Origin of the sequence: Micromonospora sp. MW-13 (assembly GCF_003434305.1) — a bacterium.
In the GTDB taxonomy this organism is placed as follows: Bacteria; Actinomycetota; Actinomycetes; order Mycobacteriales; family Micromonosporaceae; genus Micromonospora.
On sequence record NZ_QKKX01000026.1, the window covers coordinates 1 to 15,919 of the forward strand.

Consider the following 15,919-nt stretch of genomic DNA (forward strand, 5'->3'; position numbering starts at 1 on the left):
CAACGGGAATCGGGTGTGGGTGGACCGGGGGCAGGGCCTGCGCCAGGTCGCGATTCCGGTCGGCACGATCGACGACGTACGCCGGCTGGCCCAGCGCCTCGCCGCCGGGGCGGGCCGCCGCCTGGACGACGGCTCCCCGTACGCGGACGCCCGGCTGCCCGACGGGACCCGGCTGCACGCCGTGCTGCCCCCGGTCGCGACCGACGGGCCCTACCTCTCCCTGCGTACCTTCCGGCAGCGCCCGTTCACCCTCGACGACCTGGTCCGGCAGGGCACCGTGCCCCGGCCGGCCGCCCCGGTGCTGGCCGCCGTGGTGGCGGCCCGGCTCGCGTACCTGGTCGTCGGCGGCACCGGCTCCGGCAAGACGACGCTGCTCAACACGCTCCTGGGGCTGGTTCCGGGGACCGAGCGGATCGTCCTGGTCGAGGACGCCGCCGAGCTGCGGCCCGTGCATCCGCACGTGGTCGGGTTGCAGGCCCGCACGGCGAACGTGGAGGGCTCCGGCGCGGTCGGGCTCAGCGACCTGGTCCGGCAGGCCCTGCGGATGCGGCCCGACCGGCTGGTCGTGGGGGAGTGCCGGGGCGGTGAGGTCGTCGACCTGCTCGCCGCCCTGAACACCGGCCACGACGGCGGCGCGGGGACGCTGCACGCGAACGCCCCGTCGGACGTGCCGGCCCGGCTGGAGGCGCTCGGGATGCTGGGCGGGCTGCCCCGGGCTGCCCTGCACGCCCAGGTCGCCGCCGCGCTCCAGGTGCTACTCCAGGTCCGCCGGGGTGCCCGGGGTCGGGTGCTGGAGTCGGTCTGCCTGTTGCTCCCCGAGGGACCGGACCGCCTGGTCACCGTCGTTCCCGCCTGGGTACGCGGCCATGGGCCGGGACCCGCCGCCGCGGCCCTCGGCACGCTGCTGCGCGAGCGTGACGTGCCTGCCCCGCCCGTCCTCTGCGAGGTGTGGCCGAGCCGCCCCGAACGGGAGGGCCGCCCCGAGGCGACGGGCGGTCGCCGCCACGGAGGACCCGAGTGACCACGGCGGGTTGGCTGGTGGCGGCCCTTCTCGTCGTCGCCGCCGCGGCCGTGGCGTGGCCACTGCACAGCAGCCGGTCCCGGCGACGGCGGTTGCTCGGTTCGCCTCCGGACCGGCCGTCGTCGGCCGGTGACCCGACCGATCGGGTCGATGCCGTACGTATTCCGGCGGGAAAGGTCGCGCCGGGCGCCGTCGGCAGGGCGTCGGACCGGCCGCGGGACTCCGTTGACGACCGGGATCCCGCGCTGCACCCCTGGAACGGGGCAGGGCAGGGGGAGCACGGTGGCCGGCGCGCTGCCCCGGGGACGCCGTCCGGCCCACGCCCGTTCTCCGCCCCGTCCGATGAGTCCGGCCTGCGGTCGCCATCCCGCTCACCATCCCACCCGTGCAACGTGTCCGGCCCACGCTCCTTCTCCGGCACAGCGCCGTTCTCGGGCCCGTCGGGCCCGTCCCCGAGGTCCGGTCCGTCCAGGCCGCCAGGCCCGTTCGGCTCCGGCGGACGTTCTGGGCCGCCCGGTCGTCGGGACGCGCGCCGACCGACTGCCGTTCTGGACCGCTCCGAGCCCACCCTGCCGGGGCAGCGAAGCTCCCTGTTGGCTTCGCTGCTCCCTTGTGTTGGGAACTGGCGTACCGGGTTGTCGCCGGGGAGGTCTCCGGCGAGCCGCCGTCGACCGGGGGTACCCGGGTGGCTGTCCGACTCGCCCCGGCGAAGCCTGCTGCTGGCGGGAGCGGCGGGCGCCGGGACGGGTGGCTTGCTGGCCGGGCCGGTGGCTGCCGTGGTGGTCGGCGCGTACGGGGCGTTGGCCGCGCGGGCGGTGCTCCGCAGGGGCCTCGCGCGTGCCGGTCAGCGCGCCCGACGGCACAGCCTGGACCAGCTCAGCGCCCTCGCTGCGGACCTGCGCGCCGGCGGTGTCCTGCGAGGCGACCGGTCGGCATCCGGGAACGTGCCGCACTTCGACCAGCCCGCACCCGGTGGTCCGCCGGGCGGATCCGGCTCGGCGCACGATCCGGGGGTGGTCCCCGGTCCGGCCACGGACGTCGGCGGGCCGGTCGTTCCGCCCGATCCGGACCGGTTGGGGCGGTTGGCCCAGGCGGCGATCCGGCTCGCGGACCGGACCGGTGCTCCCCTGGCCGACCTGCTGGAGCGGATCGAGGCCGACGCCCGGGCGACCGACCGAGGGCTGGCCGGTGCGGCAGCGCAGGCGGCCGGGGCTCGGGCCACCGCTTTGCTGCTCGCCGCCCTGCCGCTCGGCGGTATCGGGCTCGGGTACGGGGTCGGCGTCGACCCGGTCGAGGTTCTGCTGCACACCCCCCTTGGAGGCGGATGCGCGATCGCGGCTGTTGTCCTCCAGTCGGCCGGGCTGCTCTGGACGGAGCGCCTCGGCACGGCACCGGACGGGAACCGCTGATGACCCCGCAGGCGGTGGCCGCCGGTTGCCTCGTCGCGGCGGCGCTCGCCCTGTCCGTCGGGTCGCGTGCGGGCACCACCCGTCGCCTGCGCGGCCTGCGGGGGCGGGCCGGGTCGACCGGGAGGTCAAGACCGGCGTGGTGGCCCGACCGGATCCGCCTCGGATCGGGGCTTGCCGGGGTGGCTGCCCTCGTGGTCATCGGTGGCTGGCCCGGTCTCTTGGGTGGCGCCGTCGTCGCCGTCGTGGCGGACCGGGGGCTGCGCCGGATCGAGCCCCCGGCCGTACGGGAGCGGCGGCTCCGGGAGGCCGCCGACCTGCCTCTCGCGGCGGACCTGCTCGCAGCCGCGCTGCGGGCCGGTGCGCCGGTCGACCGTTCCGTGCTGGCGGTCGCGGAGGCACTCGGCGGCCCGTTGGCCGCCCGCCTGGGCCGGGTCGGCCGGACCCTGCTGCTCGGTGGCGGCCCCGAGGAGGCGTGGGCGCACCTCGTCCCGGTGCCGGGTGCCGAGCGGTTGGCCGGTGCCGCGCTGCGTTCGTCGAGCAGCGGCGCGGCGTTGGCCGGCGCGCTGACCCGCCTCGCCGACGACCTGCGCGCCGACCGGTCCACCGCCGCCGAGGCGTCGGCCCGTCGGGCCGGGGTCCTCATCGTGCTGCCGCTGGGGCTCTGCTTCCTGCCGGCCTTCATTCTCGCCGGCCTGGTGCCGGTGATCGTCGCCGTCCTCGGCGACGTGCTGTGAGTGCCGCCGGCCGGCCGGCCGGCGGATACCGTTGAGAAGGGACAAGCATGCGTAAGATCCTCACCCGACTGCGGGGCGACGCCGGGATGAACACCGCCGAGTACGCAGTCGGCACCCTCGCCGCCGTCGCGTTCGCCGGCATCCTGCTCAAGGTGCTGACCTCGGGCAACGTGCAGTCCGCGCTGACCGCCGTCATCGACCGGGCGCTGAAGTGACCGCCCGCCGGCAGGCTGGGGGCGACCGGGGGACGTCCGTGCGGCGGCCGGAGGCGGTTCGGCCGACCGGTTCGGCGCGGCTAACGGTCCGGTCGCCACGGGAGCGCGGGTCGTTCACGGCCGAACTGGCCGCCGGCCTGCCGGCGTTGCTGCTGCTCCTGCTCGCCGGTCTCACCGCGGTGAACGCGGTCGTCACCAGGGCGGGCTGCCTGGGAGCGGCCCGGGAGGCGGCACTGGCCGCCTCCCGGGGCCAGCCCGGCGGTGCGGCGGGAGCCGCGGCGGCTCCGGCTGGGGCCGACGTCTCGGTCGCTGTGGACGGCGAGCGGGTCACCGCGACGGTGCGGGCGCCGGTGCGTGCCCTCGGTGCGCGCCTACCCCGGATCATCGTGACGGCCACCGCGGTCGCCGCCGTCGAGCCCGGCGCCCCAGGTCCGCAACCGTGACCACCCGGCTCGGTTGTGTTGTCCCGTCGGGGTGGGCCGGGCGCACAGGCACGGTCGACGGCGTCGGGCGTGCTGCCGGGACGTCCCTGATGGGGAGCTTCGCTGCGACCACCAGCCCTGCCGGCGGGGGGTTCACCTCGTGCATCCGTGCTCGTCGGCGAGACGCCGGGGCGGCCCGTCGAGGGGGCGAGCGGGGCGGGGCGACGGTGTGCCTGCTCGCCGCCGGGCTGGTGTTCGTCGTGGTGGGCCTGTTCGGTGCCGCGGTCGGTGCGGCGCGGACGGCCCGCCAGCAGGCCCGGGTAGCGGCGGACTTCGGTGCGCTCGCCGGGGCGGGGCGGGCCCTGGCCGGTGGTCCGGAGGCATGCGCGTACGCCGACGAGGTGGTCCGGGCCAACGGGGCGCGGCTGACCGGTTGCCGGCTCGACGGGCTGGACGCCGTGGTGACGGCGGAGGTGACGGTCGCCCCGGTGCCCGGTCTCACCCGGGTCGCCATCGTGACCTCCCGGGCCGGTCCTCCGCGTGGCTGACCTGGACCGTGCGCGCCGATCCGGGCCGTGCCGATCCGGGCCGTAGCGGCGACAAGGCACCCGGGCATCCCGATGCCGCCCTGTCGCCGCCCGTCCGTTCGCCCGGCGGTTCCGGGGCCGGTGATATGCGGTCAGCGGCTCTGCAGGGCGTCCAGGCCGATCGCCATGGCGATCACGAGGCGACGGTCGATCTGCGGGTTCTGCACCTCGACGACGTACCGGTCGCGCAGGCCCCACTTCTTGACGACCGAGAAGATCGGCTGACCACCGGCGACGAAGTCGAAGTGGTACGGCAGCCAGGACAGCGAGTCCACGAACCGGCGCAGCAGCGCCACCGGCATGCTCCGCTCCTGACCCGTGACCTGGGGCAGTCCGGCCTGCTCGACGTGCCACGTCGAGCGGAGCAGCGACTGGGCGAAGTCCTTGCGGAACAGCCCGACCGGGTTGCCGGCGTGGTCGGTCACGTCGTACGTGGCGCCGAGGTCGAGTCGCTGCCGAGCCTTGAAACCGAGCAGCGGGTGCTGCTTGGTGTCGTCGGTGTAGATGGTCACCTGCTCCTTGAAGGCGAGCCGCTTCTGCTGCGCGAACGCGAGCAGCTCACCCTCCGACCCGTCGGGGGCGACGGCGTGGACCTCGTACTGGTTGACCATCATCCGGATCCGCTGCCGGATGTGGAACTGCTGCTGGTGCTGCAAGGTGTCGAGCTGCATCAGATCTCCTTCGAGGGTCGCCGGAGTCTCGCACAGCCTCCGCCTCATCGCCTGCCCCGGCACCGCCTGCCCCGTCGAGCAGCCCGGCGTCGGGCAGCCCGGCGTCGGGCGTTCCAGCGTCGAGCAGCCCGGCGGCGGGCGTCCCGGCATCCGGCGCATCGGCGGGGCCGGGCTGCCGGGGCGGGTGGTCGGTCGGCAGGTTGGCCAGCACCACGTCGAGGACCCGGACGGCGTCCGGCTTCGACAGCGGGTTGTTGCCGTTGCCGCACTTCGGGGACTGGACGCAGGACGGGCACCCCGCCTCGCAACCGCATTCGGCGATCGCGTCGCGGGTGGCCCGGAGCCACTGCGCCGCCGTCCGGTACGCCCGCTCGGCGAAACCCGCCCCGCCCGGGTGGCCGTCGTACACGAAGACGGTGGGGGCCTCGGTGTCCGGGTGCAGCGCCGTGGAGAGCCCGCCGATGTCCCACCGGTCGCAGGTGGCCATCAGCGGCAGCAGCCCGATCCCGGCGTGCTCGGCGGCGTGCAGCGCCCCGGGCACGTCCGCCGGAGCGATCCCCGCCGAGGTCAGCGACTCCGGGGACAGGGTGAACCAGACCGCGACGGTGCGCAGCTCCCGGGCCGGCAGGTCCAGCGGCCGGGTGTCGATCACCTCGCCGGAGGCGATCCGCCGCCGCTGGTACGACACCACCTGGCTGGTCACGTCGACCTCGCCGAGGAACAGCCCGACCGGCCCGGCGTCGACGTACGAGCGCACCGAAGCCACGGTCAGCGAGGTGACGTCCCGGGCGTGGGTGGACCAGTCCGGCTCCTCGGGGTGCACCAGCGCGCAGCCGTCGGCCAGGTCGAGCGCGTCGACCACGTACGAGACGCCCTGGTGCAGGTAGACCGCGCCGGGGTGGAGCAGGAAGTGCGACGAGCCGCCGTCCACGGTGCCGAGCAGCCGCCCGGTGGCCGCCTCCACCACGCACACCGGGGCCCCGCCCTCGCCGCGCAGGTCGACCTCGGGCCGCTCCCGGTGCCGCCAGTACCAGCCGGTCGGCCGCTGCCGCAGCGCCCCCGCCGCGACCAGGTTGTCCACCGCTTCCTTGGCTCCCTCGCCGAAGAGTTCCAGGTCGGCCGGGGTGAGCGGGGCCTCGGCCGCCGCGCAGGCGAGCTGCGGGGCGAGCACGTACGGGTTGGCCGGGTCGAGCACGGTCGCCTCGACCGGCCGCCCGAACAGCGCCTCCGGGTGGTGCACCAGGTAGGTGTCCAGCGGGTCGTCCCGGGCCACCAGCACCGCGAGGGCCTCGTCGCCGGAGCGCCCGGCCCGGCCGGCCTGCTGCCACAGCGACGCCCGGGTGCCCGGCCAGCCGCAGATCAGCACGGCGTCCAGCCCGACCAGGTCGACGCCCAGCTCCAGCGCGTTGGTCGAGGCGAGCCCGAGCAGGTCGCCGTGCAGCAGCGCCCGTTCCAGCTCGCGCCGTTCCTCGCGCAGGTAGCCGGCCCGGTAGGCGGCCACCCGGTCGCCCAGCCCGGGGACCGCCTCGTCGAGGGCGCGGCGGGCGTTGGCGGCCACCACCTCGGCGCCCTTGCGGGATCGGACGAAGGCGAGGGTGCGTACCCCTGCGGCGACCGTGTCGGCGAGCAGGTCGGCGGTCTCCCGCAGCGCCGACCGGCGCACCGGCGCGAGGTCGGCGATGGCGGTGTCGGCGTCGGCGGGCAGCAGCGGCGGCTCCCAGAGGGCGAAGGTCACCCCGCCGCGCGGGGAGGCGTCCTCGGTTACGGCGGCCACCGGCACGCCGGTGAGCCGCCCGGCCGCCGTCGCCGGGTCACCCGACGTGGCCGAGGCCAGGATGAACACGGGGGTACGGCCGAAGCGGGCGCACTGCCGGCGCAGCCGGCGCAGCACGTGCGCGACGTGCGAGCCGAACACCCCCCGGTAGGTGTGGCACTCGTCGACGATCACGTACGCCAGCCGGCGCAGGAAGCCCGGCCAGTGGGCGTGCCCGGGGAGGATTCCGTGGTGCAGCATGTCGGGATTGGTCAGCACGAACCGGGCGTGCCGGCGGATCCAGTCCCGCTCGGCGCGCGGGGTGTCCCCGTCGTAGCAGGCGGGGCGTACCCCGTCGAGTTCCAGGCCGGCGACGGCGCGGAGCTGGTCGGCGGCGAGCGCCTTGGTCGGCGCCAGGTAGAGCACGGTGGCCCGGGGGTCGGCGAGCAGGGTGGCCAGCGCCGGTAGCTGGTACGCCAGGGACTTGCCGGACGCGGTCCCGGTGGCGACGACGACGCTCCTGCCCGCGTACGCCAGGTCGGCGGCCCGGGCCTGGTGCCGCCAGGGTGCGACCACGCCGCGCCGGGCGAACGCCGCCCGCAGCGGCTCGGGGGTCCACTCGGGCCACGGGGCCTGCTCCCCGGCCCGGGCCGGCACCCGCTCGACGTGGGTGACCGGGTCGGCGCCGGTACGCGCGCGCAGCCGGCGCAGCAGCTCGGCCGGGGCCCTCACCGGCGGGCGGTCGGGGCCGCGGCCTGCGGATACGGTGGCTGCGGGGCTCACGTCCTGCACTCTCGCACAAGTGTTCGGAGTTGACTGGCGGGGGTGTGGGTAAGGGGGAGCCTCCGCCGGTGACCCTCACGAACGTCCCCGGCGGGGATGGTTAGATGCCCAGGAGAGTTTACGACTCTTGCGAGGAGGACCGATGGAGCTGTCGCTGGCGACCCGTGCCGTGGGGGAGCACACGGTGCTCGAGGTCGGCGGTGAGGTGGACGTCTACACCGCGCCCCGGCTGCGGGAACGGCTCCTGGAGCTGATCGACGGTGGGGCCCGGTACGTCGTGGTCGACCTGGGCCGGGTCGACTTCCTCGACTCCACCGGCCTCGGCGTGCTGGTCGGCGCGCTCAAGCGGCTGCGTTCGGTCGGCGGGAGCTTCGCGCTGGTCTGCGACAAGGAGCCGCTGCTCAAGATCTTCCGGATCACCGCGCTGGACCAGGTGTTCCCGCTGTACCCGACGGTCGACGCGGCCATCGGGGCCGATCCGACCGGCGCCGGCGCCTGATGGCCACGGTCCGGCTCTCCTTCTCTCCGGCCCCGGTGCACGTCCGTACCGCCCGGCTGGTCGGCGTCGCGGTGGCCCGGCGGGCCGGCGTGCGCGAGGACCTGCTCGACGAGGTGCGCCTGGCCATCGGCGAGGCGTGCACCCGGGCGGTGGCCCTGCACCGGCAGTACCACGTGCCCGACCCGGTGCTGGTGGAGATGTCCGACGCCGGGTCGTACTCGGTGCGGGTGGTGGATCGGGCGCCGATCGAGGCGGGCATCGGCCTGGCCGCGCTCGACGCCGACCAGCTCGCCGCCGAGTCGCTCGACGAGGACGACCTGACCACCGGCGTGGGCTTCGCCCTGCTCGCCGGCTTCGTGGAGGATCTCCAGGTGCGCCCGGTCGAAGAGGGCGTCGGCACCGAGGTCCGGATGGTCTGGCCGGTGGGCCGCTGACCTCCCGCTGATCCACCGATCAGCTTCACTGGCTGACTAGCCGCTCAACCAACTGATCCGCTGCTCAGGCCGCGACTCCCGACCGGGAGGGCGGCCCGTCCGTCGTGTCCGGGCCTTATATCAGATTATTTCTCATAACACAGCGACGAAGATCATCCGGACACGGTGCCCTCCGGTGTGACCTCCGGCACTACGGAGGGCTACAGTACGCGGGTTGTCAGCAAGTGATCCTTCCCGCAGCCAGCGGGTATGGGTGTTCATCGCTGGTCCGCTGGGGTGGGTTGGCGCGCTTGCGAGTCCGCATCCAGGCGTCGGTCTGTGCGTCTCCACCGGCCGGCGCGAGCGTTCGGTACAGGAGGACACAGATGTCCGGGACCTTGGCCGCCGACGGCGGCGCACTGTCCCTTACCGGAGCCAACCTGACGTACGTCGTCATCGCCGCGGTCATCGCGCTGGTGGCACTCGTCTTCGCCGCCGCCTTGACCAAGGCCGTGCTGGCAGCCGGTAAGGGCACCACCAACATGCAGGAGATCTCCGGGGCGGTACAGGAGGGGGCCTCGGCCTACCTGCTCCGGCAGTTCAGGACCCTCGCGATCTTCGTGGTGATCGCCGTGGTGCTGCTCTTCCTGCTGCCGGTGCACGACACCGACGGCAGCGAGACCGCGGTGAAGATCGGCCGGTCCGCCTTCTTCGTGGTGGGCGCCCTGTTCAGCGCGTTCATCGGCGGCGCCGGCATGTGGCTGGCCACCCGCGCGAACCTGCGGGTCGCCGCCGCGGCCCGGGAGGCGACCGGCGGCCGGGAGGGCGCCATGAAGATCGCCTTCCGCACCGGGGGCGTGGTCGGCTTCCTCACCGTCGGTCTCGGCCTGTTCGGCGCGGCGCTCGTGGTCCTGTTGTTCAAGGGCGACGCCCCGACCGTGCTGGAGGGCTTCGGCTTCGGCGCCGCCCTGCTGGCCATGTTCATGCGGGTCGGCGGCGGCATCTTCACCAAGGCCGCCGACGTCGGCGCCGACCTGGTCGGCAAGGTCGAGCAGGGCATCCCCGAGGACGACCCGCGCAACGCCGCCACCATCGCCGACAACGTCGGCGACAACGTCGGTGACTGCGCCGGCATGGCCGCCGACCTGTTCGAGTCGTACGCGGTCACCCTGGTCGCCGCGCTGATCCTCGGCCGGGCCGCCTTCGGCAACGACGGCCTGGTCCTCCCGCTGATCATCTCCACCATCGGCGTGCTGGTGGCGATCGTCGGGGTCTTCATCACCCGGCTGCGCGCCTCCGACCGCAACGGCCTGACCGCGATCAACCGGGCCTTCTACATCTCCGCCGTGGTCTCCGCGGTGCTGGTCGCGATCGCCTCCTACGGCTACCTCAAGCCGACCTGGGCCGCCCTGCTCGGGTCGGAGTGGCGGGCCAGCCTCGGCGTCGAGGGCGGGGACCCGCCGCTGGGCCCGCGCGGCGTCGCCATCGCCGCGGTGGTCATCGGCATCGTGCTGGCCGCCGCGATCCAGGCGCTGACCGGCTACTTCACCGAGACCAACCGGCGCCCGGTGCAGGACATCGGCAAGAGCTCGCAGACCGGCGCGGCCACGGTCATCCTCGCCGGCATCAGCATCGGCCTGGAGTCGGCGGTCTACTCGGCGCTGCTGATCGGCGCGGGCGTCTTCGGCGCGTTCCTGCTCGGCGGCGGCTCCATCACGCTGTCGCTGTTCGCCGTGGCGCTGGCCGGCACCGGCCTGCTCACCACCGTCGGCGTGATCGTCGCGATGGACACCTTCGGCCCGATCTCGGACAACGCCCAGGGCGTGGCCGAGATGTCCGGCGACATCGACGAGAACGGCGCCCGGATCCTGACCGAGCTGGACGCGGTCGGCAACACCACCAAGGCGATCACCAAGGGCATCGCGATCGCCACCGCGGTCCTGGCCGCGACCGCGCTGTTCGGCTCGTACACCGACACGCTGCGCACGGCGTACGCCGACGCGGGCGTGGGTGACGTCGGCGCGGAGATCCTCAACTCGCTGAACGTGGCGAATCCGCGCAACCTGGTCGGCCTGATCATCGGCGCGGCGGTGGTATTCCTCTTCTCCGGTCTGGCCATCAACGCGGTGTCCCGCTCGGCCGGCGCCGTGGTGATGGAGGTCCGCCGGCAGTTCCGCGAGCTGCCCGGGATCATGGACCGCACCCAGCGTCCCGAGTACGGCAAGGTCGTCGACATCTGCACCCGGGACGCGCAGCGCGAGCTGATGACCCCCGGCCTGCTCGCCATCCTCGCCCCGATCGCGGTCGGCTTCGGCCTCGGGCCGGGCGCGCTGGCGGCGTACCTGGCCGGGGCGATCGGCGCCGGCACCCTGATGGCGGTGTTCCTGTCCAACTCCGGTGGCGCCTGGGACAACGCCAAGAAGCTCGTCGAGGACGGCGCGTACGGCGGCAAGGGCTCCGACTCGCACGCCGCCACGGTCATCGGCGACACCGTCGGCGACCCGTTCAAGGACACCGCCGGCCCGGCGATCAACCCGCTGATCAAGGTGATGAACCTGGTCTCGCTGCTGATCGCGCCGGCCGTCGTGGCGTGGAGCATCGGCGACGAGCGCAACGTCGGCCTGCGGGTCGGCATCGCGGTGGTGGCCGCGCTGATCATCGTCGCGGCGGTGGTGTTCAGCAAGCGCAAGGGCGTCGCGATGGGCGACTCCGACGGCAGCGGCAGCGGCAGCGGCAGCGGCAGCGGCAGCGGCAGCGCGGACCAGCGGCCGGAGGCGGTCAACGCCTGAGCGGTGACCCAGCGGGTTCCCGGCCGGTCCACCATCCGCGGCCGGGAACCCGCCGTCGCCGGAAACTCCAGCTCACGGCCCGCCCGGCCCGGACCGGCGCAGCGGGGGCGGCCGGGCTGCGGCAAACCGACCGGTGGCACATCGGCACGGAGGCCGTACGCTGCTTCGCATGCGCACGTGCCGGGCGGCGACCGCCGGAAAGCTCACGGTGGTCCTCGCCACGCTCGTCCTGACGCTGACCGCCTGCGGCGGCGGCCCCAGCCCCCGGGCCTGGGCGGCGTCGGTGTGCGAGGCGCTCACCCCGTGGCGCGCCGAGATCAACAAGCTGACGAGCAGCACCCAGCAGCAGATGACCGCGAAGACCACCCCGGCGCAGGCGAAGGAGAACCTGGTGCGGCTCTTCGGCGGCGCGGAGCAGGCCAGCGAGACGGCCCGCCGCAAGGTCGACGAGGCCGGCGTCCCGGAGACCGACCACGGCGAGGAGATCTCGCAGGGCTTCCAGGCGTCGCTGGGCAAGGTGCGCGACGCGTACGGCCGGGCCCGGGGCACCATCGGCGGTCTGGGCACCAGCGAGCCCACCGCTTTCTACGACGGCGTACGCGCCGCCGTGGACACGCTCAACAAGGAGTACGACGCCAGCGCCCTGGACACCAGCCGGCTCAGCTCCGAAGAACTCAAGAAGGCCTTCGACGAGGTCCCGGAGTGCCGCTGACGTCCCCCGACCGACCACCCGACCCGGTCCGGCAGCTCTCGCTGTTCGGCGCCGAGGCGGCGGACCCGTCCGTCGCCGATCTGGCCGGCCTGCTCGCTGGCCCGGGGGAGATGGTCCGGATGGGCGGCACCGCGCGGCTGTCGATCGTGGTGGACGCCGCCTGGCGGGTGCACGTGCTCGTCGCCGAGTTGGCCCGGCGCGGGCTCCCCGCCACCTGGGAGGCGACGGGTGACCAGCGGCACCTGGTGCGCACCTCGTACGCCAGCACGTTGGCCCCGCTGGCCCTCGCCTGGCTCCGCGACCCGCCGGCCCCGGCCCCCGGCGGCCCGGCCCCCGGCAGCCCGGTGAAGCGGCCACCCGCCGGGTTCCACCTCAACGGCCGGCGGCTGCGGCTCTGGGTCGCCGCTGCCGGGAAGGCGGAGCCGCCCGGCTTCCTGCTCCGCCTCGGCGTGGACGACGAGGCGTGCCGGGAACCGGTCGGCGCCGCCCTGGCCGCCGTCGGCCTGCCGGCGGCACCGCTGGACGCGGAGGCGGGCGGCCCGGCGTACCGGATCACCGGCCGTCGCCGCCTGTCCCGCCTGGCCGACCTCCTGGGCGACCCCCCACCCACCGCCCCACCCGATTCCTGGCCCCACCACCCCTGACCCCCAGATGCCCGCGATCATGGAGTCGTGCTGCCCCGTAAAAGCGGCGTAGTGGCATAAACCGCCCACCGCGGGTCCATGATCGACGTGGGGCGGGTGTCCGATGGGGGACAGTTCGGCGGTTTGTTGGCGGCGCGAACGGGCTGGTGGGCCATCCGCCGACAGGGCGTCATCGTCACAGTGGCCCGCTCGGGACCCTACCCACGGTGTACGGTGGCGCCGTCCGGCAAGACCGCCGACCGGTGCGGTGAGGGGACGGCCCCGCACGGTGGGCGGTTGGCCGCCCGCGAAACCCGAAACGTGGGCGACGCGTTACGTTGGACATCCGGACCGCCGGCGGTTCCGGCGGACCGAGGGTGGTCCGCGCCCCGGACCCGGCCGGCCACGAGCAGGAGTGAGGTCGCAGGAGACGTGCCGAGCAACGCCAGGACCACCCGTCTGGTCATCGTCGAGTCACCGGCGAAGGCCAAGACGATCTCGGGCTACCTCGGCCCGGGGTACGTCGTGGAGGCCAGCTTCGGTCACGTCCGCGACCTGCCGCGCAACGCCGCCGACGTGCCGGCCAAGTACAAGGGCGAGCCGTGGGCCCGCCTCGGCGTCGACGTCGACAACGGCTTCCACGCCCTCTACGTGGTCTCGCCCGACCGCCGGCAGCAGATCAGCAAGCTGGTGAAGCTGGCCAAGGAGGTCGACGAGATCTTCCTGGCCACGGACGAGGACCGCGAGGGCGAGGCGATCGCCTGGCACCTGGTGGAGACGCTCAAGCCCAAGGTGCCGGTCAAGCGGATGGTCTTCCACGAGATCACCAAGCCGGCGATCCAGGCCGCGGTGGCCAACCCGCGCGAGATCGACCGCGACCTGGTCGACGCCCAGGAGGCGCGGCGCATCCTCGACCGGCTGTACGGCTACGAGGTCTCCCCGGTGCTGTGGAAGAAGGTCATGCCGAAGCTCTCGGCGGGCCGGGTGCAGTCCGTGGCGACCCGGATCGTGGTCGAGCGGGAGCGGCAGCGGATGGCGTTCCGCACCGCCGAGTACTGGGACATCCTGGCCACCCTGGCGGTGGCGAAGCCGGGCGAGGGGCCGCGCACCTTCAACGCCACCCTGGTGGCGCTGAACGGCGACCGGATCGCCACCGGCAAGGACTTCGAGCCGACCACCGGCCGGGTGAGGCCCGGGGCGGGCGTGGTGCACCTCGACTCCGGTGGGGCGCGCGGGCTCGCCGCCCGGCTGGAGGGCCGGCCGTTCACGGTCACCCGGGTCGAGGAGAAGCCCTACCGCCGCCGCCCGTACGCGCCGTTCATCACCTCCACCCTCCAGCAGGAGGCGGCCCGCAAGCTGCGGTTCTCGTCCCAGCAGACGATGCGCACCGCGCAGCGGCTCTACGAGAACGGCTACATCACCTATATGCGTACCGACTCGGTGAACCTGTCGGAGACCGCCATCACGGCGGCCCGCCGGCAGATCGTCGAGCTGTACGGCGAGCGCAGCGTGCCGCCGGAGCCGCGCCGCTACACCGGCAAGGTGAAGAACGCCCAGGAGGCACACGAGGCGATCCGCCCGGCGGGGGACAACTTCCGCACCCCGGGCGACGTGGCCAAGGAGCTGTCGGGCGAGGAGTTCAAGCTCTACGAGCTGATCTGGCGGCGCACCATCGCCTCGCAGATGACCGACGCGGTCGGCTCCAGCGTCTCGGTGCGCATCCGGGCGGTCTCCTCCGCGCAGGAGGAGGCCGACTTCGGCGCGACGGGCAAGACCATCACCGACCCGGGCTTCCTGCGGGCGTACGTCGAGTCGTCCGACGACGAGAACGCCGAGGCCGAGGACGCCGAGCGCCGGCTGCCCAACCTGGTCAAGGACCAGCCGCTGACCGCCGACGAACTGGCCGCGCAGGGCCACCACACCCAGCCGCCGTCGCGGTACACCGAGGCGTCGCTGGTCAAGGCACTGGAGGAGCTGGGCATCGGCCGCCCGTCGACGTACGCGTCGATCATGCAGACGATCCAGGACCGGGGGTACGTGACCAAGCGCGGCCAGGCGCTGATCCCGTCCTTCCTGGCCTTCGCGGTGATCGGCCTGCTGGAGCGGCACTACCCCCGGCTGGTCGACTACAACTTCACCGCCAGCATGGAGAACGAGCTGGACGAGATCGCCGGCGGCGACCACGCCGCGGTCGACTTCCTCACCGCCTTCTACTTCGGCAGCGCCAACGGCGCCGGTGACCAGACCATCGCCCGCTCCGGTGGGCTGAAGAAGCTGGTCACGGAGAACCTCAGCGAGATCGACGCGCGCAGCGTCAACTCCATCCCGCTGTTCACCGACGACGAGGGGCGCGAGGTCGTCGTCCGGGTCGGGCGCTACGGGCCGTACCTCCAGCGGGAGCTGCCCGGCGGCGAGCCGGCGGCGCACGGGGAGGGCGAGGAGGGCGGCGGCCAGGGCGACCGGGCCCCGATCCCCGAGGGGCTGGCCCCCGACGAGCTGACCCCCGAGAAGGTGCACGAGCTGTTCCTCGGCGGGGGCGGCGAGCGCAAGCTCGGCGACGACCCGGCCACCGGGGAGCCGATCCTGCTCAAGTCCGGCCGGTTCGGCCCGTACGTGGCCAGCGGCGAGCGAAAGTCGTCGCTGCTGCGCTCGCAGTCGCCGGACTCGCTGACCCTCGCCGAGGCGTTGAAGCTGCTCAGCCTGCCCCGGCTGGTCGGGGTGGCCCCGGACGGCGGCGAGGTGGTCGCCAACAACGGCCGCTACGGCCCGTACGTCAAGCAGGGTGACGAGTTCCGCTCGCTGGACTCGGAAGACAAGATGTTCACCGTCACGCTGGACGAGGCGCTGGCCCTGCTGGCCGCCCCGAAGACCCGCCAGCGCCGAGCCGCCGCGCCCCCGCTGCGGGAGATGGGCGTCGACCCGCTGACCGAGAAGCCGCTGGTCATCAAGGACGGCCGGTTCGGCCCGTACGTGACGGACGGTGAGGTCAACGCGTCCCTGCGGCGTGGGCAGACCCCGGAGGCGCTGAGCATCGAGGAGGCCTCCGAGATGCTCGCCGAGAAGCGCGCGAAGGGCCCGGCGCCGAAGAAGACGGCGGCGAAGAAGGCCCCGGCGAAGAAGGCCCCGGCCAAGAAGACCACAGCCGCCAAGAAGACCGCCGCGACGAAGTCGACCGCCAGCAAGTCGACGGCGGCGAAGGCGGCGGCCAAGAAGGCCACCCCGGCGAAGAAGACTCCCCCGAAGAAGGCCGCCACCCCCGCCGACTGACGCCTCCCGTCGAGGTCTTGG

12 protein-coding genes and 2 pseudogenes are annotated in these 15,919 nt (G+C 74.2%); 12 read left to right on the plus strand and 2 right to left on the minus strand.

Annotated elements, in window-relative coordinates; all coding sequences use genetic code 11:
• The 6 genes and pseudogenes from C5N14_RS13960 to C5N14_RS13985 all read left to right on the plus strand — a co-directional run.
• Positions 1–1,021, plus strand: a 1,021-nt coding sequence (locus C5N14_RS13960) for a TadA family conjugal transfer-associated ATPase (RefSeq protein WP_243639574.1), incomplete at its 5' end; no start/stop codon positions are given.
• 608 nt (positions 1,022–1,629) lie between these two features.
• A pseudogene (locus C5N14_RS34175) lies at positions 1,630–2,430 on the plus strand (hypothetical protein); the annotation flags it as partial.
• Complete coding sequence (locus tag C5N14_RS13970; RefSeq protein ID WP_117668522.1) at positions 2,430–3,164, plus strand: type II secretion system F family protein; 735 nt, start codon at positions 2,430–2,432, stop codon at positions 3,162–3,164. The pseudogene C5N14_RS34175 and the gene C5N14_RS13970, both read left to right, overlap by 1 nt.
• Before the next feature lie 47 nt (positions 3,165–3,211).
• A complete protein-coding gene (locus C5N14_RS13975; protein WP_007074167.1) occupies positions 3,212–3,379 on the plus strand; it encodes a DUF4244 domain-containing protein in 168 nt (55 codons plus the stop codon).
• Between the two features lie 38 nt (positions 3,380–3,417).
• Positions 3,418–3,822: a TadE family type IV pilus minor pilin gene (locus tag C5N14_RS13980; RefSeq protein ID WP_117668598.1), complete on the plus strand. Its 405-nt coding sequence runs from the start codon at positions 3,418–3,420 to the stop codon at positions 3,820–3,822.
• Positions 3,823–3,911: 89 nt separating this feature from the next.
• Entirely contained in the window at positions 3,912–4,349 is a 438-nt protein-coding gene (locus C5N14_RS13985) for an Rv3654c family TadE-like protein (RefSeq protein WP_117668523.1), read from the plus strand.
• Between the two features lie 131 nt (positions 4,350–4,480).
• On the opposite strand, the gene C5N14_RS13990 is transcribed toward C5N14_RS13985, so the two are convergent.
• Both C5N14_RS13990 and C5N14_RS13995 read right to left on the minus strand, forming a co-directional pair.
• The gene (locus C5N14_RS13990; RefSeq protein ID WP_117668524.1) at positions 4,481–5,059 is read right to left on the minus strand and encodes a hypothetical protein; all 579 of its coding nucleotides are present in this window, start codon (positions 5,057–5,059) and stop codon (positions 4,481–4,483) included.
• A gap of 193 nt (positions 5,060–5,252) precedes the next feature.
• A pseudogene (locus C5N14_RS13995) lies at positions 5,253–7,604 on the minus strand (DEAD/DEAH box helicase); the annotation flags it as partial.
• A 133-nt stretch (positions 7,605–7,737) separates the two neighbouring features.
• On the opposite strand from C5N14_RS13995, the gene C5N14_RS14000 reads away from it, so the two are divergent.
• The 6 genes from C5N14_RS14000 to topA all read left to right on the plus strand — a co-directional run bounded on the left by C5N14_RS14000 (position 7,738) and on the right by topA (position 15,898).
• Positions 7,738–8,094 carry an STAS domain-containing protein gene (locus tag C5N14_RS14000; RefSeq protein WP_117668525.1) on the plus strand — a complete coding sequence of 119 codons (357 nt, stop codon included), beginning with the start codon at positions 7,738–7,740 and terminating at the stop codon, positions 8,092–8,094.
• Complete coding sequence (locus tag C5N14_RS14005; protein ID WP_117668526.1) at positions 8,094–8,528, plus strand: ATP-binding protein; 435 nt, start codon at positions 8,094–8,096, stop codon at positions 8,526–8,528. The genes C5N14_RS14000 and C5N14_RS14005 overlap by 1 nt, the downstream gene beginning before the upstream one ends.
• Before the next feature lie 365 nt (positions 8,529–8,893).
• On the plus strand, positions 8,894–11,296 hold the full coding sequence (locus C5N14_RS14010; protein WP_117668527.1) for a sodium-translocating pyrophosphatase: 2,403 nt from the start codon (positions 8,894–8,896) through the stop codon (positions 11,294–11,296).
• A gap of 169 nt (positions 11,297–11,465) precedes the next feature.
• Positions 11,466–12,008, plus strand: coding sequence for a hypothetical protein (locus tag C5N14_RS14015; RefSeq protein WP_117668528.1), 543 nt, complete (start codon positions 11,466–11,468; stop codon positions 12,006–12,008).
• The gene (locus C5N14_RS14020; RefSeq protein ID WP_207892732.1) at positions 11,999–12,652 is read left to right on the plus strand and encodes a hypothetical protein; all 654 of its coding nucleotides are present in this window, start codon (positions 11,999–12,001) and stop codon (positions 12,650–12,652) included. Before C5N14_RS14015 ends, C5N14_RS14020 begins: the two co-directional genes overlap by 10 nt.
• Positions 12,653–13,063: 411 nt before the next feature.
• Positions 13,064–15,898, plus strand: a complete 2,835-nt coding sequence (topA, locus tag C5N14_RS14025) for a type I DNA topoisomerase (protein WP_117668529.1) — start codon at positions 13,064–13,066, stop codon at positions 15,896–15,898.
• Positions 15,899–15,919: the final 21 nt, after the last annotated feature.

Excerpts from the sequence above, each read along its gene's own strand:
- C5N14_RS13970 (WP_117668522.1), top strand. The coding sequence starts at position 2,430 with ATGACCCCGCAGGCGGTGGCCGCCGGTTGCCTCGTCGCGGCGGCGCTC.
- C5N14_RS13975 (WP_007074167.1), top strand. The coding sequence starts at position 3,212 with ATGCGTAAGATCCTCACCCGACTGCGGGGCGACGCCGGGATGAACACC.
- C5N14_RS13985 (WP_117668523.1), top strand. The coding sequence starts at position 3,912 with ATGGGGAGCTTCGCTGCGACCACCAGCCCTGCCGGCGGGGGGTTCACC.
- C5N14_RS13990 (WP_117668524.1), bottom strand. The coding sequence starts at position 5,059 with ATGCAGCTCGACACCTTGCAGCACCAGCAGCAGTTCCACATCCGGCAG.
- C5N14_RS14000 (WP_117668525.1), top strand. The coding sequence starts at position 7,738 with ATGGAGCTGTCGCTGGCGACCCGTGCCGTGGGGGAGCACACGGTGCTC.
- C5N14_RS14005 (WP_117668526.1), top strand. The coding sequence starts at position 8,094 with ATGGCCACGGTCCGGCTCTCCTTCTCTCCGGCCCCGGTGCACGTCCGT.
- C5N14_RS14010 (WP_117668527.1), top strand. The coding sequence starts at position 8,894 with ATGTCCGGGACCTTGGCCGCCGACGGCGGCGCACTGTCCCTTACCGGA.
- C5N14_RS14015 (WP_117668528.1), top strand. The coding sequence starts at position 11,466 with ATGCGCACGTGCCGGGCGGCGACCGCCGGAAAGCTCACGGTGGTCCTC.